Origin of the sequence: Bacteroides sp. LFL-34 (genome assembly GCF_027257075.1) — a bacterium.
Lineage (GTDB): Bacteria > Bacteroidota > Bacteroidia > Bacteroidales > Bacteroidaceae > Bacteroides > Bacteroides ovatus.
In genome coordinates, this window is record NZ_JAPQKZ010000008.1 from 143,728 (window position 1) to 166,171 (window position 22,444).

The 22,444-nt window shown below is 43.2% G+C and carries 16 protein-coding genes; 3 read left to right on the forward strand and 13 right to left on the reverse strand.

Annotated features, from left to right (window positions below; genetic code table 11):
- Positions 1 to 12: 12 nt before the first annotated feature.
- The 6 genes from speA to N5O98_RS06880 form a co-directional block, all read right to left on the reverse strand.
- Positions 13 to 1,905 (reverse strand): biosynthetic arginine decarboxylase, encoded by a 1,893-nt coding sequence (speA, locus tag N5O98_RS06855; protein ID WP_004309449.1) that lies wholly within the window; start codon positions 1,903 to 1,905, stop codon positions 13 to 15.
- Between the two features lie 69 nt (positions 1,906 to 1,974).
- On the reverse strand, positions 1,975 to 3,045 hold the full coding sequence (locus tag N5O98_RS06860) for a hypothetical protein (protein WP_004309448.1): 1,071 nt from the start codon (positions 3,043 to 3,045) through the stop codon (positions 1,975 to 1,977).
- 8 nt (positions 3,046 to 3,053) lie between these two features.
- Complete coding sequence (locus N5O98_RS06865) at positions 3,054 to 4,820, reverse strand: HSP90 family protein (RefSeq protein WP_004309447.1); 1,767 nt, start codon at positions 4,818 to 4,820, stop codon at positions 3,054 to 3,056.
- A 9-nt stretch (positions 4,821 to 4,829) separates the two neighbouring features.
- Complete coding sequence (locus N5O98_RS06870; protein ID WP_004309446.1) at positions 4,830 to 7,328, reverse strand: SEL1-like repeat protein; 2,499 nt, start codon at positions 7,326 to 7,328, stop codon at positions 4,830 to 4,832.
- 256 nt (positions 7,329 to 7,584) lie between these two features.
- The gene (locus N5O98_RS06875; protein WP_004309445.1) at positions 7,585 to 8,112 is read right to left on the reverse strand and encodes a shikimate kinase; all 528 of its coding nucleotides are present in this window, start codon (positions 8,110 to 8,112) and stop codon (positions 7,585 to 7,587) included.
- A gap of 122 nt (positions 8,113 to 8,234) precedes the next feature.
- Complete coding sequence (locus N5O98_RS06880) at positions 8,235 to 8,837, reverse strand: nitroreductase family protein (protein WP_004298268.1); 603 nt, start codon at positions 8,835 to 8,837, stop codon at positions 8,235 to 8,237.
- 140 nt (positions 8,838 to 8,977) lie between these two features.
- Here N5O98_RS06880 and N5O98_RS06885 point away from each other — a divergent pair, with 140 nt between their 5' ends.
- Both N5O98_RS06885 and N5O98_RS06890 read left to right on the forward strand, forming a co-directional pair.
- Positions 8,978 to 9,613 (forward strand): ribonuclease H1 domain-containing protein, encoded by a 636-nt coding sequence (locus tag N5O98_RS06885; RefSeq protein WP_004298269.1) that lies wholly within the window; start codon positions 8,978 to 8,980, stop codon positions 9,611 to 9,613.
- Positions 9,614 to 9,642: 29 nt separating this feature from the next.
- Positions 9,643 to 11,415, forward strand: coding sequence for an ArnT family glycosyltransferase (locus tag N5O98_RS06890; protein ID WP_032855917.1), 1,773 nt, complete (start codon positions 9,643 to 9,645; stop codon positions 11,413 to 11,415).
- On the opposite strand, the gene N5O98_RS06895 is transcribed toward N5O98_RS06890, so the two are convergent.
- The 7 genes from N5O98_RS06895 to N5O98_RS06925 all read right to left on the reverse strand — a co-directional run bounded on the left by N5O98_RS06895 (position 11,402) and on the right by N5O98_RS06925 (position 20,851).
- Positions 11,402 to 13,381 (reverse strand): LTA synthase family protein, encoded by a 1,980-nt coding sequence (locus N5O98_RS06895; RefSeq protein ID WP_008776077.1) that lies wholly within the window; start codon positions 13,379 to 13,381, stop codon positions 11,402 to 11,404. The genes N5O98_RS06890 and N5O98_RS06895 overlap by 14 nt on opposite strands.
- A 46-nt stretch (positions 13,382 to 13,427) precedes the next feature.
- Positions 13,428 to 13,847 carry a GtrA family protein gene (locus N5O98_RS06900; protein ID WP_004298272.1) on the reverse strand — a complete coding sequence of 140 codons (420 nt, stop codon included), beginning with the start codon at positions 13,845 to 13,847 and terminating at the stop codon, positions 13,428 to 13,430.
- Positions 13,831 to 14,787 carry a glycosyltransferase family 2 protein gene (locus N5O98_RS06905; protein WP_004309442.1) on the reverse strand — a complete coding sequence of 319 codons (957 nt, stop codon included), beginning with the start codon at positions 14,785 to 14,787 and terminating at the stop codon, positions 13,831 to 13,833. The genes N5O98_RS06900 and N5O98_RS06905 overlap by 17 nt, the downstream gene beginning before the upstream one ends.
- Positions 14,784 to 15,587: a polysaccharide deacetylase family protein gene (locus N5O98_RS06910; RefSeq protein WP_118161320.1), complete on the reverse strand. Its 804-nt coding sequence runs from the start codon at positions 15,585 to 15,587 to the stop codon at positions 14,784 to 14,786. Before N5O98_RS06910 ends, N5O98_RS06905 begins: the two co-directional genes overlap by 4 nt.
- Before the next feature lie 14 nt (positions 15,588 to 15,601).
- Positions 15,602 to 17,437, reverse strand: a complete 1,836-nt coding sequence (locus tag N5O98_RS06915; RefSeq protein ID WP_004298275.1) for an ABC transporter ATP-binding protein — start codon at positions 17,435 to 17,437, stop codon at positions 15,602 to 15,604.
- A gap of 120 nt (positions 17,438 to 17,557) precedes the next feature.
- Positions 17,558 to 18,691 (reverse strand): AAA family ATPase, encoded by a 1,134-nt coding sequence (locus N5O98_RS06920; RefSeq protein WP_004298276.1) that lies wholly within the window; start codon positions 18,689 to 18,691, stop codon positions 17,558 to 17,560.
- Positions 18,692 to 18,769: 78 nt separating this feature from the next.
- Positions 18,770 to 20,851, reverse strand: coding sequence for a BT4734/BF3469 family protein (locus N5O98_RS06925; protein ID WP_004309440.1), 2,082 nt, complete (start codon positions 20,849 to 20,851; stop codon positions 18,770 to 18,772).
- A gap of 257 nt (positions 20,852 to 21,108) precedes the next feature.
- Between N5O98_RS06925 and N5O98_RS06930 the strand changes: the two genes are divergently transcribed.
- Positions 21,109 to 22,444, forward strand: a 1,336-nt coding sequence (locus N5O98_RS06930; RefSeq protein WP_269495570.1) for a transposase, incomplete at its 3' end; no start/stop codon positions are given.

Genomic DNA, 22,444 nt, shown 5'->3' on the forward strand with positions numbered 1-22,444 from the left:
GCACCCTGCCGGTTATTCCAAATAAGTATATCCGTAAAGCCCCGAACGATAGTTGGAAAGGAATTCTTTTCCTTCTTCCAAAGAAATCTTTCCTTCTTTCACTGATTTCGTCACCCAAGTTTCGAGCGTACGTACCAGTTTCTTCGGATTGTACTGCACATAGTCCAACACCTCCGCTACCGTTTCTCCGTCGATAATCTGTTCGATATTATATCCTTTCTCGTTCACCGAAACATGCACGGCATTCGTATCACCAAACAAATTATGCATATCTCCCAAAATCTCCTGATAAGCTCCCACCAGGAACACAGCCACATAATAAGGTTCTGTTTTCTTCAGTGCATGTACAGGCAGATAATGAGCCACGTTACGGGTAGAGATAAAGTTGGCAATTTTGCCGTCCGAGTCGCAGGTTATATCTTGCAAGGTAGCCGAACGCTCCGGTTTTTCATCCAACCGCTGAATAGGCATGATCGGGAATATCTGGTCAATTGCCCAAGAGTCAGGAAGTGACTGAAACAACGAGAAGTTACAGAAATATTTATCGGCAAGCAGTTTGGACAATCCACGGAATTCATCGGGCGCATGCTTCAAACCGGCTGCAATCTGATTAATCTCACGTGTAATAGACCAATACAGACGCTCGATTTGTGCGCGGGTTTTCAGATCCACGATTCCATGACTGAACAAGTCCAATGCTTCCTCCCTGATCTGCTGCGCATCGTGCCATGCTTCCAACATCTTGTTCTGGTTCAGCGAATCCCAGATTCCATATAACTCCTGCACCAATTCGTGTGCATCCGGAGCAATTTCCTCCTCGTCATCCCATTCGGGCAATGTAGCGGTTTCAAGTACCTCAAAGATAAGAACAGAATGATGTGCCGTCAATGCGCGTCCACTCTCCGTTATGATATTCGGGTGTGGGATACCATTTTTATCGCTCACGTCCACCAAAGTAGAAATAGAGTCGTTTACATATTCCTGGATGGAATAATTCACGCTGCCTTCGCTATTGGACGAACGGGTTCCGTCATAATCCACTCCGAGTCCACCGCCAATATCTACAAATTCCACATTGAATCCCATCGAATGCAACTGCACGTAGAACTGTGAAGCCTCACGCAAAGCCGTTTTGATACGACGTATCTTTGTCACCTGACTGCCGATATGGAAATGAATCAATTTCAAACAATCCTTCATCCCTTTGCTCTCCAGGAAGTCGAGCGCTTCGAGAAGTTCACTGGAAGTCAAGCCGAATTTGCTGGCATCACCTCCAGACTCTTCCCACTTTCCGCTACCGGAAGAAGCGAGTTTGATACGTATACCGATGTTAGGCTGCACATTCAGCTGTTTTGCCATCTTTGCAATCAGCTTCAGTTCGTTCATCTTCTCTACAACGAGGAAGATACGTTTACCCATTTTCTGGGCAAGCAAAGCCAGTTCGATGTAACTTTCGTCTTTATATCCGTTACAGACAATCAATGAGTCAGAATCCGTATTGACCGCAATCACTGCATGGAGTTCCGGTTTGGAACCGGCTTCCAGTCCGAGATTGAACTTCTTTCCGTGGCTGATAATCTCTTCCACCACCGGGCGCATTTGGTTGACCTTAATCGGATAAATTATAAAGTTCTCGGCTTTATAACCATACTCTTCGGCCGCTTGTTTAAAGCAGGAAGACATCTTTTCAATACGGTTGTCCAAAATATCCGGAAAACGTATCAACATGGGAGAAGCCACATCACGCAATTGCAACTCATCGACCAGTTCTTTCAGATCGACAGTCACTCCGTCTCTACGAGGTGTAACAACTACATGACCTTTGTCATTAATACCAAAGTACGAGGTACCCCAACCTGTGATGTTGTAGAGTTCCTCAGAATCTTCAATACGCCACTTTCTCATTTTCTGTTATTCAGTGTTTTTAGTAAATAATTGGACGGCAAAAATACGGATTAATCTACATGTTGGCAATTAATTAGACATTAAATCTTTCAAACGGTCCATATAACCACTATTTCCGTTACGGGCGTCATAGCGACATGCCAGCTCTTCTGCCTGTTGATAGAAATAATTGCGAAGTTCGTTTACCTGATAAATTCCATCCGGACGATAAAGCGGGAACTCTTCCGGCAAAGACAACGAGACTTCCGGACGGGTTTCATATTTCAGAGCCTCTACCATATCACAGGAGAAACGATAACTCTTCAGCGTATTAGTACGCAAACTCCAACCGATACAGCGTTCGGCATATTCCCAAGCTCTTTCCGGCTTCGTCATCATATAATAGGCAATAAACAATCCCAGATAGAGCAAAAGATATTCATCCTTCTCTCTTCCCACCAATGCTTCTTCGGCACGTGCACACATATCGGCGGCAATCTCCGGTTTACCTGCTTTCTGCGCATAATAAGCAAGCTTCAAATAGGCCCGCAAATTGGCTTCATAACAAGTGACCTGCTTATTAATCAACGGTTGCGCGCGGCTGTAAGCCTCATCAAACTGTCCCGTTTCCAGATAATAATCCAGCATAAAGTTCAATTCACAAGCCTCACACGACTGATCGTCTATCTTCTCATTCAACATTTTATCAATGTATTCTTTCGCCTTGTCATACTGCCGCATCCAGACACATTCCACAGACCAGCGGTGATAATAACTCCGCAAAGAATATCCGTTCCGGAGGATACGGGTTTTATAATCCTCCCCAATTGCCTGTACCTGCTCCATCGGGATCTCCGGAAGATCGAACGTACAAGCCCATATCCACTTATATTTCCACAACAAGTCATCTTCCTTAATCACATCCTTGTGGTTCTCGTAATCATCCAGAATTTTAGAGAACACGGTAATCTCTTCAGCATCCGCCGAAAGAAGATTCAGTTCATAAATAAGATCCAGTCTCAACTCCGTAGCCCATTCCACATCTTCGTTCTCATCAGCGATGCGGATAGCTTCTTTCAATAGATTGGCTTTTTCGCGGGGATGCAGGTTGTTATTCTGTGTCTGCAACAGCAATTTTTGTATTTCAAGTGTGTATCTCATACTCTTTTTTAATTCAGGAAATTTATAAAATCATTCATTTTCGAAGTCATCAGTTCACTTAGCGAATGGTTGAAAAGCTCCATTTCTTCGCTGTTTACCGGATATTTACCTTGCAGAAGCGATTGTACATACAATATATGCACCACATGCTGAAACAGTTTATTGTCTCCTTGTATTTGCAATAAGGTCTGCACCATTTCATTATCCGCATTGAAAGTGAGTGTCGGCGGAATCTGCTTTGTAGTATTCACAGCTCCCAGTACAGCCGCCAACGGATTATTAGCACTTTTAGCAGCATTCTCCTTTTCCTCCGCCACAAAAATAACCGGAATATCCACCGGAGTAAAATGCTTCAGACGACAGATACAGCCAAATCGCTTCAACAACTCGTTCGCTTTCACCTCAAAAGCCTGAAACTCCTGGTTCGCCTCCACTTCACCAAACTGCTCCAGCAACCGTGAAGGAGATATTTCATCCAAAGTAAGCTCCGGATTCAGGCGGACATACTTTTTCAACAACGTTTCATCAAACGTATAAGCAGCATTCACGACCAGCCAACCCTGTGCTCCGGCTATACGCCGCACTTGCCGGAAATCCTCCAGATTCTTGGTATAACATATCACATTACTTGCCGAACGAATACTTCCAAAGCTACGTAACCCCTTATTGGTTTCAAAAGGAAGGTAATCCATAAACAAACGAAGCAATTCATTATCCTCCGAAGCAATCGCCTTGATATGAAAGTGATGAACATCCAGAATCCGGTTGAACATGGCACGGTCATTCTGCACCAATCCCCGCAAATAATCCTTGATAGCCACCCCGATCTCTTTCCGGGCATCTTTCAGTTGGTCATTACTCACCAAAGACTCCCGGGAAGCGGTAGACAGCAACCCGTCCGCATTCACCAGACAACGGATAAAGAAAGCCCACGACGGCAACAGATTGCAATCATCCTCACTCAACAGCATACGTTTGAGATAGACCTTATGAGAGTTGCGCACTGAAAATTGTGTACGGAAAGGCAGGACATAAAGCACCCCTTCCACCTTGCCGCTTTCAGTATAGATCCGGAAAGCATCGAGAGCAGACGACTGAAACACTTTCGCCCCATAATCCAGCAACTCCTTACGAGTCGCCTTCGGGTCAAGCCATACAGGCGAAGGCGTATTTACCAACTCCTCTTCCCCCTGATAATGCAGATAGATAGGATACGGCAGCATTTCTCCGTAACCGACCAGTATCTTCTTAAATGTTTCATATTCAAAAAGATGCATCCAATCTCCTTTCGGGTGCAATACTACCTGCGACCCGATGGGCCGTTCTTCGTCTGATAAAGTCAGCTGATACGTCCCATCCACTTTTCCACACCAGCAAACAGGCTGTCCGCCCATTGCAGAACGACTCTCTACGGTGATTTCATTGGTCACCACAAAACAAGATAACAATCCGATACCGAACCTTCCGATAAAATCGTCCGCATCGGGAGTATCCCGCTTTGAGCTCTCCCCGATAACAGTCAGAAAGCGATAAACTTCCTCCTCTTTCAGTCCGATACCATTATCCCGAAATACCACTGTCTTGTCCTCATTCAGAAAGACATCGATGCGACCTTTATAATTCTCGTCAATATTGCGTAGTGCCGTGATGGCATCTACGCAATTCTGCAACAGTTCGCGAACAAAAGTATTCGGGTTACTATAAATGTGCTCTGATAACAGGGCAATCATACCTTTAAGATTGACCTGAAACAGATTATTCCCTTCTTTTTCCATGTTCCTCTTTTACTTCCTCCTCCTTCCGGTGATTTTAAGAGCTTTCTCATTGCCATTCTCTGCGGCCTTTTCGAACCACTCCATTGCAATTTCATCGTTTTCTTCCACGCCATTTCCTGTCAGATAGGCATTTCCAAGTTCAAATTGTGCTTTATCGTTATTTTTCTCGGCAGCTTTCAGCAACCATTGCACTGCAGCTTCCGGATCAGGGTTACAACCTTCGCCATACATCATCATCTTGCCCAGATAATAAATTGCAGCGACATTCTCATTCCCCGCCGCATCCGTGAACCAGCGATAGGCCTCGGCATAATTCTGTTTCACACCTACTCCGTTATAATAGCAAAGTCCGGTACGATACATACTTGTCGTATTTCCATTATCCGCAGCCAGTGTATAATATTTAAAGGCTTCCGTTTCATTCTCTTCCACTCCGATACCCATTTCATAACAGATACCCAGTCCTTCACTATACCATTCATATTCGGCAGCTTTCTTGAAATAAGCAAAAGCCTTTTCCGACTCATTCAGGCTATCATAGTCATACAGATAATACTCACCCACACGCAGCATAGCCATCGGAATCTCATTAGCCACTGCCTTTTCATACCATTCCACTGCCGTTTTATTATCTTCCAGACAGGGACCGCAACCGAAGAAATAATAATCTCCCATCTTAAACTGAGCATAGCCATAATCCTGTTCAGCAGCCTTCATCATATATTCCACTGCCTTCTGTGGATTCTCTTCCACGCCATTACCATTCTCATAAGCCATCCCCAGTTCCGTCAGACAACGGGCTTCATTCTTTTCCGCCCCTTTACTAAACCATTCGAGTGCCCTATCCCAGTTTTCTTCCGTTCCGATACCTTCTCTATAGCAACGTCCCAAAGCAAAGATCGCATCATTATCGTCCGCTTCAGCTGCCTTTGTATACCAGGCAAAGGCCTCTTCCGGTTTCACTTCACCAAGAACACCCTTTTCCATATAAAGACCTACACGGAACATTGCATAAGGATAACCCTGTTCGGCAGCCTTGCTAATCAGTTCAAATGACTTTTCATAATTCTTCTCCACTCCATCGCCATTCTCATATAAGAATGCCAGTTCCACAAGGGCAAAGCAAGCACCCAGTTCGGCCGCTTTTTCATAATATTCCCTTGATTTTACAGGGTCCTTCACACCGCTATATCCATTAGCCAAATAAAGAGCCACACGGCAATACCCATCGGCATTATTCAGTGAAGCCGCTTTTTCATAAAACTCTAAAGCCTTCACATAATCCGGTTCTTCAGACAAGAAGCCACGTTCATACATCCAGCCCAAACGATAAGCTGCACTTCCCGAACCCAATTCAATGGCTTTCTCCAACAACTCTTTCGCGCGATTCATGTCTTCCGGCACCAAATCACCGTTGAAATAAATATTGGCCAGTCCTTCGATACCTTGTATATAATCATCCTCCACGCAACGGTTCAGACACATCAGTCCACGTTCCACGTTCTTATATTCATCATTATACAGGTAGATCAATGCCAGTTCATACGCACTGTAGGGTTCACAATAAAGCATGCCCTTTTCCAGCCATTCAATCGCCTTAGGCATATCCAGCCATTCCTCCTCCTGATAGTTATATCCCAGGAAATTGGCGGCAGACCACACACCGGCATACCAAGCCTTTTCCCAAAGTTCAAAGCTCAGTTCTTTCGGTTTATTCAGTTCCGGGTAACGGAAATAAAGCGTAGCCAGATTTTTAAGACTATAAAGATTGGGAACTATTTCCAGGGCTTTTTCGTAATAAGCAGCTTCCTCTGCCACGTTACCTTCCGCCCTGTCGAGCGCATCCCCCAACGCTGCATATACATGAGCACGCAAACGTTCACCTTCAGGCAGTTCGGCAAGCAGTTCATTCCGTATCTGTAATGCCTTTGCTTTATCCCCTGCAAATTCTTCGGCAAAAGCACGATAATGCTTTCCCCATAAAATAGCTTCGGGAGAAGTGAGAGCTGCAAAACGCCGTTCACCCTCTTCTTTATCTTGTTCGCAATAGAATCCCATGTATCGCCAATAGGCAACAGTTGCTTCCGCTTCAGCCCAACCCATATCGGCGGCCTTCTCGTAGTATGGAAACAAATAACTCATGTCCCGCTTTCCATAACGGGCTTCGGAATATTGTGCACCCTTCTGCGCCCATCCCGCACCGCTAAACTTTGCCACACGATCGCATACCTGCATCACCTTTTCCCACCAGAATTCATATTCTTCCGCGTTGAGTTCCACCTCTACGTTACAGTCAAAAGCACTGAATATCAGTTCAAAAAAATCTTCTGTTAATTTCTCGTCTTCTTTTGTGTCCAAAGCATATTCACATACAGCCAATGCTTCCCACCAGTTTTCCGCACTTAACAATGAAGCCGGTGTATACTGCGGAAACCATACCCTTGCAGGCTGTCCGGATGCTTTAATTTTAGCGGATAACTCCCCAAATTTCTCTTTTAAAGTTTTCATGATATAGAACTTTACCTTAATTTTGTGTTACTAGTCAATAAAAAATCTCATAACGAGTGCAAGGTACAAATATTGACCGAATGCACAAACAAGAGTCTCAAAAAAAACGAAGTTCCAACAAAAAGAGAACATTACAACTACCTGATTTCTGAATACAGTAAAATTCCTCCCAATAATCATTCATTATCAGGCACAAATTACACACATTCCACAGCTTTCCAAATGACGATTACACAAAATATAACGACTGTTACTTCTACAATCCCAAAAGTTGTCGCAAACATTGCACCGATGTTTCAATCTGCCAACGATCTTCCAATTCGTCTGCATTAAAGATATATTGTGCCTGATGATAAAAAGGAGCACGCTTCTCGAGTGCCTGAACAATGAACGCTTTCAGTTCTTCATCCTCTTTACCCTGAAGAATAGGACGTTGTTGTTTAGCCACACGCAAGCGCCTGAACAACACATCCGGATGCACCTCCAGAAAAACAGTCTTTCCGGTCCGGTTCATAAAATCCATATTATCATAAAAACAAGGCGCTCCACCCCCCGTCGAAATTACCACATTCTCAAACTCAGCTACTTCATGGAGCATATTTCTCTCCAGCTCCCTGAATCCTGTTTCGCCTCGTTCAATGAATAATTCTCCAACGGTTTTGTGAAAACGCTCTTCAATATACCAGTCCAGATCGATGAACGGTATATTCATTTGCCGGGCAAAAGCCTTACCCAACGTCGTTTTTCCGGCACCCATATAGCCGGTAAGGAAGATACGAACCATAAATGATTAATTTTGCTCACAAAATTAATCATTTAATGAAGAATGAAGAATGAATAATGAAGAATTGGATGGCATAATGGCTAAAATTCTTTATTCTTCATTCTTCATTCTTCATTCCCGATTTATTTAAAGATTCTCACCCGTTCTTCAAGCGGCTGGAATTCTTTTTCACCCGGTTTGCCGAGAGGAAGTCCGAACGGCATTTCCGCAATCAAATGCCAATGTTCCGGCAAATCCCATGCACGGCGCACTTCTTCATCAATCAACGGGTTATAGTGTTGCAGCGATGCTCCGAAACCTACATCTTCGAGCATTACCCAGATAGCTAACTGGTGCATGGCAGAAGTCTGCAATGACCATCCCGGGAAATTCTCCTGATAAGCCGGGAAAGCCTCCTGAAGCCCTTTCACAACCTTCTGATCCTCAAAAAACAATACAGTGCCATACCCACAGGCAAAGGAATGATCTATCTTCTCTTCTGTCTTGACAAACGCTTCAGCCGGTACAATCTTCTTTAATGCGTCCTTCACAATCTGCCACAATTTCTTATGCGATTCTCCCAATAGAAGTACCACACGGGTAGATTGCGAATTGAATGCCGACGGTACGTGGCGCACGGTCATATTAACGATACATTCGATCTCCTGATCGGATATAGGTGACTGATTAGTAATTGAATAGTAAGTTCGACGTTGTTTCAAAGCTTCACTAAAAGATCTTTCCATAATAGTTCCTTTCTTATTTTATATTCTTAAAACTCTCTTTTTTTTATAACAAGTAGCCCCCCTAACTTGTTCAGTTAGAGAATATATTTGTACCTTCGCAGCGTCAATTCATTGACTATCTAAAATTATCGTCAGAAAAAATGGCTAAACAGAAATTTTATGTAGTATGGGAAGGTGTCACCCCCGGAGTTTATACTTCCTGGACAGACTGCCAACTTCAAATCAAAGGATATGAAGCTGCCAAATACAAATCATTTGATACGCGCGAAGAAGCGGAACGCGCGTTGACAATGTCTCCCTATGCTTATATCGGCAAGAATGCAAAGGCTAAATCAGGAGGTCCTAAACCTTCTTCGGATACTTTACCTTCTTGTGTGATCGACAATAGCCTGGCTGTCGATGCAGCCTGTAGCGGTAATCCGGGACCGATGGAATATCGCGGCGTACACATTGCCAGCCGTCAGGAGATTTTTCATTTCGGCCCGATGAAAGGCACGAATAATATCGGCGAGTTTCTAGCCATCGTACACGGGTTGGCGTTGCTGAAAAAGAAAGGTTTCGATATGCCCATTTACAGTGACAGCGCGAATGCCATCAGCTGGGTGCGACAGAAGAAGTGCAAGACCAAACTCCCCCGAACCCCGGAAACAGAAGAACTCTTCCTGTTGATTGAACGGGCAGAAAAATGGTTGCAGGGAAACACCTATACCACCCGTATCCTGAAATGGGAAACCAAAGAATGGGGAGAAATTCCGGCCGACTTCGGCAGAAAATAAAAGAACATAAATTTCAATATAAGAAAAAGATGAAAACATTGACTTCAAGCAAAGCTTTCTGGCTGTTACTAGTCATTTGCGTAGTTACTATCCTGCCTTTCCTCGGTTTATCGGAGTACCACACCAAAGGGGAGCCTCGCGAATCTATTGTCTCCTACTCCATGCTGGATAGCGGAAACTGGATTTTACCCAGAAACAACGGAGGAGAAATGGCTTACAAACCGCCTTTCTTCCACTGGAGCATTGCTGCTGTTTCGGCAGCAGTGAATGGAGGGCAAGTCACAGAAATGACCTCCCGCTTGCCGTCTGCCATCGCCCTGATCGCCATGACCCTCTGCGGCTTTCTGTTCTTTGCCAAAAGAAAAGGAGTGGAACTGGCGTTGTTGGCCGCCTTTATTACCCTGACTAATTTTGAGCTGCACCGGGCCGGAGCAAACTGCCGGGTGGATATGGTATTGACAGCGCTCACCGTTGGCGCTCTGTATTGTCTCTACAAATGGTATGAGAAGGGACTCAAAGGTATTCCCTGGCTGGCCATTCTCCTGATGAGTTGCGGAACACTGACTAAAGGACCGGTAGGTACTATCATTCCATGTTTAGTGGTAGGCATCTTCTTGTTACTCCGGGGTGTCAACTTCTTCAAAGCATTCTTGTTACTTTCCGCCTGGGCCATTCTTTCACTCATCCTGCCTTTCTGCTGGTATGTCGCTGCTTACCAACAAGGTGGAGAAGAGTTCCTGGCATTAGTTATGGAAGAAAACTTCGGTCGTATGACTAATACCATGAGTTACAATTCATGCGTGAACCCCTGGCATTATAATTTTGTGACCCTATTTGCCGGATACGTTCCCTGGACACTGTTAGTCGTGCTCTCCCTGTTCAGCCTGACTTACCATAAATTCAGCATCCAACCGGCAGCCTGGTGGAAACGCTTCACCACATGGATAAAGAATATGGACCCGGTGGATTTATTCTCTTTCACCAGTATCGTTGTAATCTTCGTCTTCTACTGTATTCCGCAGAGCAAACGTAGTGTATATCTGATGCCGATCTATCCTTTCATTGCTTATTTCCTTGCCAAATATCTATTCTATCTGGTCAAGAAGCAATCTAAAGTCATCAAGGTATACGGAAGTATTCTTGCAGTAATCAGCCTGCTACTGTTCACCTGCTTCATCGTATTAAAATGTGGACTCATCCCTGAAACTATTTTCCAGGGTCGTCACGCGCAGGACAATATTAATTTCATGCGTGCAATACAGAATATCAGCGGAGCAGGGGCCTTATTCCTGATTGCCATTCCTACCATTCTCGGTATCTACTGGTGGTTCTATCAACGGAAAAATGCATTGAACAACCGTTTCCTATACGCTCTCGTTGTGCTTACAATGGGATTATACCTTGCATTGGACGGTGCTTATCAGCCGGCAGCATTAAATTCGAAGTCGGTCAAATTCATCGCTACAGAAATAGAAAAGGTTGCGCCGGAAAGCGAAGGAACGATGTACGAATTCATTGAAGAAAGTCTGCATGCAGCAGGTGACCCCGTACATTATTTCGAACTCAATTTCTATCTGCACAATCGTCTCGACAACTTCTATGAGAAACGTCCTTCGGAAGGTTTCTTGTTAATCGGCACGAATGATGCAGAGAAATATCTTCCCGAATTCGAGAAAGAAGGGTATCAGTTTGAGGAGGTATATGAATCCCCTAAACGAGTACTCCGGCAAATAGCCAAGATATACAAGTTCGTTAAAAAGCAACAGCCTGAAAATACCGAAACGACTCCTATTGTTGAGTAAAAGGTATAGAATTAAGCGTTTTTCCATGCTTCACAAGGAACTCCGCCGATTGGAGCATGGAAAAACTATATTCTTTTAAAGGCAAAAAGCTATCATCCATCGGAACAGCATTCAATTTGCCGTTACCGATATCATAAGTAAGTTCCTGCTGAGTCTCGTAATTATAAAGGTAGAGTAACGTGTCATTGCGTCCCACCACCATATTGTCAGCAGTATAGAACATACAGGGACGTTCTTCCTTCAGCAAGTCCACTCCAAAATTATTCTGTAGATAATCAATATTCAACAGCCCTAATATTGTTGGCTGTATATCTACCTGACCGCCAAATGCAGTTTTCTCTTCCGGCTGAATACGGTTGGAGTAAATCATCAGTGGAATATGATTATAAGATTCCGGCAGTTCACATTCGGCGTCTCCCACCAGTTTGCCATGATCCCCTTCCAATACGAATATCGTATTATCAAACCAGGGTTGTTTACGCGCCTCTTCAAAGAACTGACGCAAAGCCCAATCCGCATACTCAACGATCTGCATCTCCGGTTCACTTGTTTTCGGATGGAAGAAAGGAGGTATCACATACGGCGGATGATTACTGATGGACAGTAAAGTAGCAAAAAACGGTTGTCCGGTGGCAGCCCGCTGATTCAATACCGGAATTGCATAGTCATACAAGAAATCATCCTGCACTCCAAAGCTATTCACAACCTTATCAGCCGGATAGTCTTCTTGTGAAAACACTTCATCATAGCCGTTCGTCCGGAAGAAAGCGTTCATATTATCATACTGCCCTTCATGCGTCATAAAGAAAAGGTTGTAATAGCCGTTTTCTTTCAGTACGGTAGGCAGTCCCGAATAGCGGGGAATGACAGAGCCTTTCATCAGGTTCCGTTTCATCATAGCCGGAAAAGAATACAAGGTGGCATACAAACCATGGTTCGTATGGATTCCTGCCGAATAGAAATTGCGGAAACTGATAGAACGGGTATACAGGCTATCCAGGAAAGGAGTCAAAGTCTCCGATTGCCCGAAATGCTTCATAAACTTGGCGGACATAGACTCCATCATAATCAAGACGACATTAGGACGGCGTTGTTGCACGCTATCCGCTTTTGCAGCACGCCTGTAAACAGCCAACGGGGAAACATTCGCATCTCCCGGACGGTTGAGCAGAGCTTGCGCCTTGGTGATGGCTTCCTGTTCATCCATCAGATGCAAGTATTTATTTTCAGGCCTCATATCATCCATCACACTCGTCAGCAGGTTAAAAGTAGGACTTACTCCCAGTTGATTGAGAAAAGCATCCTGACAGAAATATGCCGCACTTACTTTGATCGGGTTATAGCCTGTACGCCCCCGGATTCCAAAGATGCAGAGTCCGATTAAGCAAGCACCGATCAGAACCGCCCCTCCTCGCTTCCAATAAGGAAACGGAGCGGAAATGGTAAGGCTACGATGATGGAAATAACGTGCCAGATAGATAAGCCAAACTACGAATCCGGCCAGAAAGAGAAGGAATAATCCGATGGACAGATAATAGGCACTTTCCCCCAATATCATTCCGGCGGTAGTTCCCGCATAACCGAACCATTCGAATATGGAAGAGTTGATATGTTTAAAGAAATAGGCAAAATAAGGAATGTCCGACGCACTGATTAAATAAACCAATCCATAAAAGACACTGAAAAAGATCGTAAAGAAACGAAACAACGCTTTCCCATAATAGTTGCAAACTCCACACACTACCGCAACCACCAGAGGCAACAGAAGGATGTAACAGCCTATCACATTGTCAAACCAGACACCATGCACAAAAGCAAGCATCGGAAGTGTCTTATCCGACAAGGCTTCAGAGGTCAACTGATGATAAGATGAGATAAAAAGCACCAGGCGAAACAGTCCTGCGATCAGTAAAGCCGAAACATGTATGGTAAGAATATATACAACAAGATTTAGAAAACGTTTCATAATAGCCTTTTCTTTTTATGAATTAAATGAAAGGGATTGAATAGTGTTATTTCCTCCCTTTATAGATATAAACGAAATGAAGAATCAGGAAATTGATAGGCACCACGATAATCATTACCAGTATCGGTGCAAGCAGTTCACCCGCCCCTATCCAGAGGAAGAGATTCAGTAAGCCGATCTCAAGCAGGTAATTAATCAGATGACTAAAACCAAAGCCGATCGCATTATGCGAGGATGGTTTGGAACGAAAGGTGAAGAAAGTAGTCAGGAAGTAGTTGCAGACAAATCCTACAGCATAGCCGGCCGTAAAGGAGATATTGGCATTCGCAACCAACAAGACCAGGCAATATACGCCGTAGTGAATGGCTGAAGATATAGTGCCGACAACTCCAAAACGAACAAACTGCCAGAACTTATCCCGCCAATCCGGGTGCTTCTCAAGTATAGCCTTACTTATTCTGATCATCGTACAACACTTCTTCCACATTATAGAGCGGACGACGTTTTACCTCTTTATAAATCTTGCCAATATACAGTCCGACAGCTCCTATGGATAATAAAACAACCCCGCCAACAAACCAGATAGACAACATCAAAGAGGCCCAGCCATGTTCCGCAGTACCCGAAATCAATGCGTAAAGAACATAGATTCCAATCAAAATACTGATAAAAACAAAGATACCTCCCAGATAAACGATTCCGTAAATGGGCTTTACCGAGAAAGAGGTTATTCCGTCCAAAGCCAGACTGAACATCTTTCTCACTGTATATTTGGAAGTTCCGGCTGTCCGTTCCCGGATCACATCATCTACCGTAGTAGAAGGGAAACCCAGCAACGGGATAATACCACGCAGATAGACATTACGTTCCTGATAATGAGACAACTGTTCCAGCACTCTCCGGCTTAGAAAACGAAAATCCGCATGATTGTAGATAGTCTCCACTCCCATCCTGTGCTGTAATTTATAAAAGGCTGTTGCAGAAAGACGTTTCAACACGGGGTCTGCCTGACGAGATACTTTCACTCCATATACAACATCATATCCTTGCGTATAGGCATCGATCATCTCCTCAATCGCATTCAGATCATCCTGCAAATCGGCATCAATGGTAATAACGGCATCACTCCAGTCTTTAGCGGTCATCATACCGGCCATGATTGCATACTGATGTCCCACGTTCCGTGCCAGATTCATTCCTTTTATATAAGGATTCGTTCCGTGCAGTTTCTTAATGATGCTCCATGTACGATCTTTGCTGCCATCATTCACAAAGAGCACAAAGCTGTCGGCACTGATCTTTTCTTTCGCCACCAACTCATCAAACAAGGCTGTCAAACGGGCGGCCGAATCTTCCAACACTTCCTCCTCATTATAGCAGGGGGATACAATAGCCAATTTTATCATTTTTCGTCCGGTTTATTTAGTTCAGCCAGTTTTATCTGTGCAAATTCCGAGTAAGTGATAAAAGCATATCCTTTTTCTTTCAGTTTGCGGATAAGCATATCCAGACGTTCCTCCATTCCTTTACCGGAATGATTGCGGATAATAAAAGGCATCTTAAATTCAGGATGTTCACCCAACGGGTAGAATTCCCACGGGTGGAAATAAGTCACAAAATATCCGTCATGCTTCAATACCCGGTTTACCAGGAGTTGATACAGCCACATCGGCAGATTATGACAAGACAACCAGAATAGCGGGAAACGAATCCACGGAGTTACAGAAGCCGGAATCTGAAGTAACTTACCCGTCATAAAGCAGGTACGGGGCTCCGACAAATGCATATATCTTCCGGGGATAAATGCGGGATTCAATGAGGAGTTATATACATACCCCATCCGTTCAAGTTCCGTATCTGATACGGGGAACATACGCGGCTGGCGATAACCTTGTATCGTCCTGCCGGTAAGGCGTTCCAGAATTTCTTTTGAACGACTGACATCCGAAGCCTGTGGCTGCCAATGGTCACATCCATGCGCAGCAACTTCATGCCCTTCGTCCATAATGCGCCGCATCACTTCCGGCGCATTTTCTGCAAAATTGCTTGTACAAAAGAAAGTAGCTTTCACCCCGTTTTTTTTCAGGCAGTCCAGTATCTTGTTCGTACCATAGACTGACACTTTCATTGCTTCATCCAGCGGAAAGTCTACACCATGCTCGCGAGGTACATCAAATTCTTCTGTATCAAAACTTAATAATATCATTGCAATATCAAGAATTACAACTGCTGCATATCATGCAGACGTTTATAGTAACCGTTTAACTCAATGAGTTCTTCATGCTTACCACGTTCCACAATCTCACCCTCATACAGTACACAGATTTCATCTGCATTCTTAATCGTAGAAAGACGGTGGGCAATAGCAATCGTCGTACGTGTTTTCATCAAACGTTCCAACGCTTCCTGTACAAGACGTTCTGATTCGGTATCCAAAGCAGAAGTAGCCTCATCAAGAATCAGAATCGGAGGATTCTTCAAAATAGCACGCGCAATACTGATACGCTGACGCTGACCACCGGACAATTTTCCGCCACGGTCACCGATATTCATATTATATCCTTCCGGTTTCTCCATAATGAAATCATGCGCATTGGCAATCTTCGCCGCCTCTACTACTTGTTCCATTGTCGCATTCTCCACACCAAAAGCAATGTTATTGAAGAATGTATCATTAAACAGAATAGCCTCCTGGTTTACATTACCAATCAAACTGCGCAAATCTGCAATACGTACATCACGAATACTTGTTCCGTCAATGGTAATATCACCTTCCTGCACATCGTGGTAACGCGGCAACAAATCGACTAATGTAGATTTACCGGATCCCGATTGACCAACCAGTGCGATTGTTTTTCCTTTGGGAACTGTCAGGTTTACATGCTTCAACACCTCTCTTTTACCATCATAGCTGAAAGAGATATCTTTAAATTCGATTCTATCATTCAAACCTTTCAACGGTTTCGGATTCGGAATTTCCTTAATCTTATTCTCTGCCTTCAGGATTTTGTCCACACGTTCCATGGAAGCCAACCCTTTCGGAATGTTGTATCCCGCTTTAGCAAAGTCTTTCAATGGATTGATTACACTATATAAGATAACCATATAGAAGATGAATGTAGGAGCATCGATGGTTGCATTCTTTCCTAAAATCAATGTACCTCCAAACCACAATACAGCTACAATCAGAATCGTTCCTAAGAACTCACTCATCGGATGAGCCATAGCCTGACGTATAGCAACCTTGTTTGTCGCATCCCGGAGCTCGTTGCTACATTTGGTGAAGCGGTTAATCATTTTATCTTCCGCAATAAAAGCCTTGATGATGCGCAAGCCTCCCAGTGTTTCTTCTAATTGTGACATCGTATCACTCCACTTAGCCTGTGCTTCCAGTGATTGACGTTTCAGTTTTCTTCCGACGACTCCCATCAACCAACCCATTCCCGGTAATACAATGATAGTAAAAAGAGTCAACTGCCAACTAACCGTAACCAATGTCACAAAATATATAATAATCAGAATCGGGCTTTTCATCAACATATCCAATGAACTGGTAATGGAATTTTCCACTTCCCCCACATCACCACTCATACGAGCTATAATATCTCCCTTTCTTTCTTCCGAGAAGAAAGACATCGGCAGACGCATTACCTTAGCATACACCATAATACGAATATCACGTACCACTCCTGTACGTAATGGAATCATCACGGCTGAAGAAGCAAAGTAACAACCGGTTTTAAACAATGTCATCACCATCAGGAATAGTCCCAAGAAAATAAGAGCTACAGTGGGACCATTATCCACAATCATCTGAGAGATGTAATAATAGAAGTTATTCTTGGCAACATCTGCTAAATCGCCACTACCCCATTCCATAAAATGGTACACCTTATCTGCTCCTTCTGTTTTAAACAGAATACTCAAGATAGGAATCAAAAAAGTAAATGAGAACACATTGAATACAGCAGACAAAATATTCAGCAAAATAGCCCAGCCGATATACTTCTTATAAGGCGACACAAAACGTCGCATTAGTTGTAGAAATTCCTTCATTATTTACCATTAAAAAAGTTAAGACCGCAAAGATACAATAAAACAGATTAACAGGCAGCAGTTTCTATTAATTATTAACGCGATTTATCGAAAAGCCCTCTTCAATAAATGAAATATGACTTAATAATTCTCTTTCAGCCAAATACCCAAGAAACGATCATATATTTGACAAATACCCATTTCCTGAGTCACAAAATCCTTTTCCAGCAACCCTTTTAGTGCTGCCTGAACTGAACTAGCAGAAGCCAGTTTGTATTTTTTAATAAAAGTGCCGGAAGTGAGAGCTTTAGCCCTTCCTTCTTTAGTGATAGCAATTAGCAGTTCCTTTTGTTTCTCCGGCAAACGAAAAAGAATTTCCGAATAAGTATATCTGAATGAATCAATAATCTGCCGAATAGCCCCTGACACCATTCCCACTTTACAAACTCCGTACTCCGGGGTCATATCATAAAGTGTATTCAATACTTTTTGTATATACCATGTGATTCCTTCAAACTGTTGATAAACTGTGGTAACAGCACTTTCCTCTATTTCTTTGCCTGCACGTTTGAAATGCATACTTGCAAAACGAATATATTCTTCTAAAGGAATACTTTCCAAATGCATCATTGACACACTTTGATAAAAAGGTCTGGAAGGCGTCAAAAACATATTCCCCATCACATGTCGCTGGCTCCCGGCAAAAATGAAACGCGCATTATTACAATGCTGCACATAAGTCCGGAGAGTAGCCTCTACATTTTTCTCCACATATCCAGTAATCTGCTGAAATTCATCAATAGCAATCAAACAAGGCTTATCCGCTTGCTCTAAATACCGGAAGATTTCATCAAGCGTAGTAGCCGGAGCTTGTATATCTCCTAATCCCAGATTCAAAGAAGGCATACCATTCACATCAAAAGAGATACTAGCCTGCAAAGATTTTACACATTCCCAAAAGCCATGCAAAGCTTTCTTCCCCATAGGTTTCAGTACTTCCAAAATCTCCTTACTAAGTGCAAAGACCAAATCACGCAATGAACGGCTATCATATATATCAATAAAAAAGGTATAGTAACCCTGTTTAATTTCAGGAAACTGAAAGCAATGACGGATCAGCCCTGTTTTTCCCATTCGCCGGGTAGAGACAAGAGCCAAATTATTCCCATTCATCACCTCGCGCACCAACTGTTCGCTCTCAAAACGGCGATCGCAAAAATAATCAGCAGAGACATATCCGCTTGTTATAAAAGGATTTCTTATCATAGTCTTCATACATCTCACGTTATTACGCAAAGATAATTATTATAAAATAATAAAAGCCATCTACTATACATTATTTCATCATCATCCTTACTCTACAGGCATCACATGATAATAAACCCCACGTGTTTTCCTAAACGACTTTACTCTCAGCCTCTGCAATATACGTCCGAAATAATTAACTTGTCCGGCAGAGAATTTCATTTTACTTGCCTTTTGTATCCGCTGCAATATATCCGCAGCAAGCAACCATTCTCCCTCTTCTTCCTCTTCCGCTGCCCGGTAATATACCTGAAACAATTGTTCAATCGCCGGCGACTGTTCAAACTCCCGGTTAGCCTCCGTCATAATCGCCTCCTCTTTTTCATCAAACCAATAGCGCTCATTACTCCGCAATGCAGCCATTGCCTGTGCATATAACTGCTCATAATCAATAGGGCGGACCACATCTATCACTCCCGTCACCTCGACACCGATAAAACGGCGACTGCCGGAAGTATCCGTCAACAGATCCTTATGATTACTTGTGCCTATAAAAGAAGCGTACCGGCGGAGTTCCTCCACTGCCGAAGCATTCGGACGTCGCGTATTGACAACAGGCTTTTGCAGAATATGCTTGAGAAAAGACTGCTGACTGATGCCAATCTGATCGAACTCATCCATATTAATCAATAAAAAGCGATTCAAATACAGTTCAGCATCCCGTTTCCGACTGAAATCGATACTGTCCGTATAATATGCCTGTAAACATGGTGGTAAGATCAAGCGGCAAAATGTAGACTTACGATAAGCTTGCGGGCCTATCAATATAGGCGAAGTGCTATTCGCATGATTCTTACCCATCCCACGCCAATGTGCGACCATACTAAGAAACCAACGACGAAACAATTGAGTCCAATAAGGATGGTCACAAGGAACCCGTTTGGCTAAATTGCCAATATAATCCTTACCGTTCCAACGAGGAAGGTCATAAAGAAACTCTTCAATAGGTTGATAAACCGGTACATGATCCGAATTCAGGAAACGCACGACATCTTTATCCCAAAGTTTAAGCCCCTCATATTGTGCATTCATTGTAATGCTTGCCATCAACCGTTTATCCACCGGAAGAAAATAAAAATTAAAGCTATTCCGTTCGCGACATTCCACTTGTGACGTTAGTTGGTTGAAACGGAAATCATAACGCCGTTTCATAAACTCATCCATCTGCATGACAAATAATTGTTCCGGCAACAGGCTGCTCTTACTCGCAAATCCCTCTGAAGTCCGATATACATTCCGTACAGTCCCCCGAACCAATGTATCATCTTTTGGCAAACGATAATGCGCCCGACACCATCGCACCGTATCTTCTTCAGGAATACCGGCGCGAAAACAATACCCGGCCAGATTTATCAACAAAGACTGTTTATCACCTTCTTCCGGTTGATAACCATCCTCCTCATCCAGTGCACGTGCGAAGGCTGCTTCAAAAAGAACAGAAAGCGCATCACATCTTTCATACCCCGGTGCAAGCCGTTGCAATGGTGAAGTTTCCGTTTGCACCCGTTCACGATAAGTGGTTTCGCCCGGCATAGCCACAGGTTGTTTCATATAAATAGGCATCGCTTCGGGATTAAAATACAAATCCGGATCAAAAGTCCAGCGACAATATTGTTCCAATGAAGGTTCTTTCAGTTCGATATCAAAAGGAAGTTGGGGCTGATAGAATTTCACAGCCAACCGATAGGCGTGTGCATGAAAAAGCTCTGCCTGTTCACGGGTTTCCGGTAAAAGGTCATTGGGATAAGTAAAACGGACCCATATCTTCACTGACTTTCCGGAAGAACCGGTGAAAGCTAAATAAGTTTGCGGCAGCTCCCTCACCCGCTCTTTCACTTCATCCGCTTCCATATTCCCGGATAAGTTATTCACCTGAATCATCACAATTCCGTTGTATTCACTCATGGTCGTTATTCCGTCTTTGCGGAAAAAGGCCGCTGCAGGTATCACCTTCTGCACTTTCTGCACATAGTCATTTTTATCACCCGGAAGCATAAAAGGCAGGACTTCTCTCATTTTTGAAACAGACTGTGCTTTGGTTTCCACTTTCATTTGCTCTACGAGCTGTTCGATTCTTAACGTACGCATAGTGTTCACCTTGCCATCGTCTCTTACCAATGTTATTCTCATTGCTTAATTAATTTATTTGTCCTGCATGTGTTTGTAGGGCGATTATTACCACAGACAAATGTACGGTTAATATCCCGTATAAACAAATTTGACACCTCCCAAACGCACGTCCACTAGTAATGATTTGGGTTCTTCGTCAAATTTGGTGGTAATCTCTTTTTTATTTCAACTGTCTTCTTCTTTCTTAATCCTATTAAAAGTTGTAGATATGTTTGCTTTTTAGTAACTTTAAAGACACCACATCATTAAGAGTTACAATGCAACAAGTCATATCTACAACGTACAAATATACATCAAAAAAAGAAAATGCTCCTACAAATAGGGGATTATTCCATGATTTCAGATTCAGTCTTGGCTACAATAATCTGCAACAAGATGGTATCTCTGAAGCTGTTGGCTCATTGACGGTCTTTCTACATACGGCTGGCAAAGGGGCTTCCTGTCCTTATTGCGGACATTTCAGTCACCGATTGCACAGTTACTACTCCCGTCATATTGAGGATCTTGAAGTTTACGGTCATACTTTGGAGTTAGTCATCAAGGTTGGCAAATATTATTGTGACAATGTTTCTTGTCCACAAAAAATATTCTGCGAACCGTTGTCTTTTCTGGCTCGTCGGTATGGTAGACGGAGCTATCTTGTTGAGGAACGCATCAGATCGATAAGTTTGGAACTTACTTCCCGAAAGGCCTCTTCTCTTTTGCAACTGTTCCATATAACAGCCAGTAGTTCTTCCTGCTTACGCATCCTACAACAGTGCGGACAACACAATCCTATGCATAATAAAAGTATTTATGTAGGTATTGATGATTTTGCCTATAAAAAAGGTAAGGATTATATGAGTGTGGTCGTAGACCAGATGACACACATACCTATTGCTTTGTTAGAGGATAGAAACGGAGAAGCACTTGATAACTGGCTCATCCGGAATCCTCAAATACAATATATAACGAGAGACCGTGGAAGATGTTTCACAGAGGCTATAAACAGAATAATTCCTGGTGTTACACAAATCTGCGACCGATTCCATCTAATCAAGAATATGACGGACACGATGATACCGGAAATAGAGAAAATAATCCGTCAGACCAAGAAAAAGCTCAAATACGAATATCCTGACAGAGACACGGCTTCTTCGTTAATTCTTCAGGACATATTTAACATGGGAGATGTCCGACACAGAGAAAAATTGAAGATATACAGGGAAAGCTTGAACTTAAAAATGCAGGGGATGACCATTGAGCAGACAGCCACACATTTGGGTAAGAAAAGTCGCTACATTTATAAGATTATTCACAACAGAAGAATAGGGGCATACTTGAATGAGCAACAGAAGACAGCTCTTAAATATGTATCCGAACTGGCTACAATCATTAGTGCGGGCTGTATTACTCGAAAAATATTGGCACAAAAAATGGGGAGTAAAATCAGTGGCGCACTTATTGGAAGGATAACATCCAGCTTGCGAAAAAGGTATCAACAAAAGAGGAAGGAAGTCAAGGAGCATAATGAGAGCATTGAAAACGGAAGTAAAACACAGAGAGTTTCACAGAATCAGATACGCAAATACATTCTAAAGGGAGAATCGGATA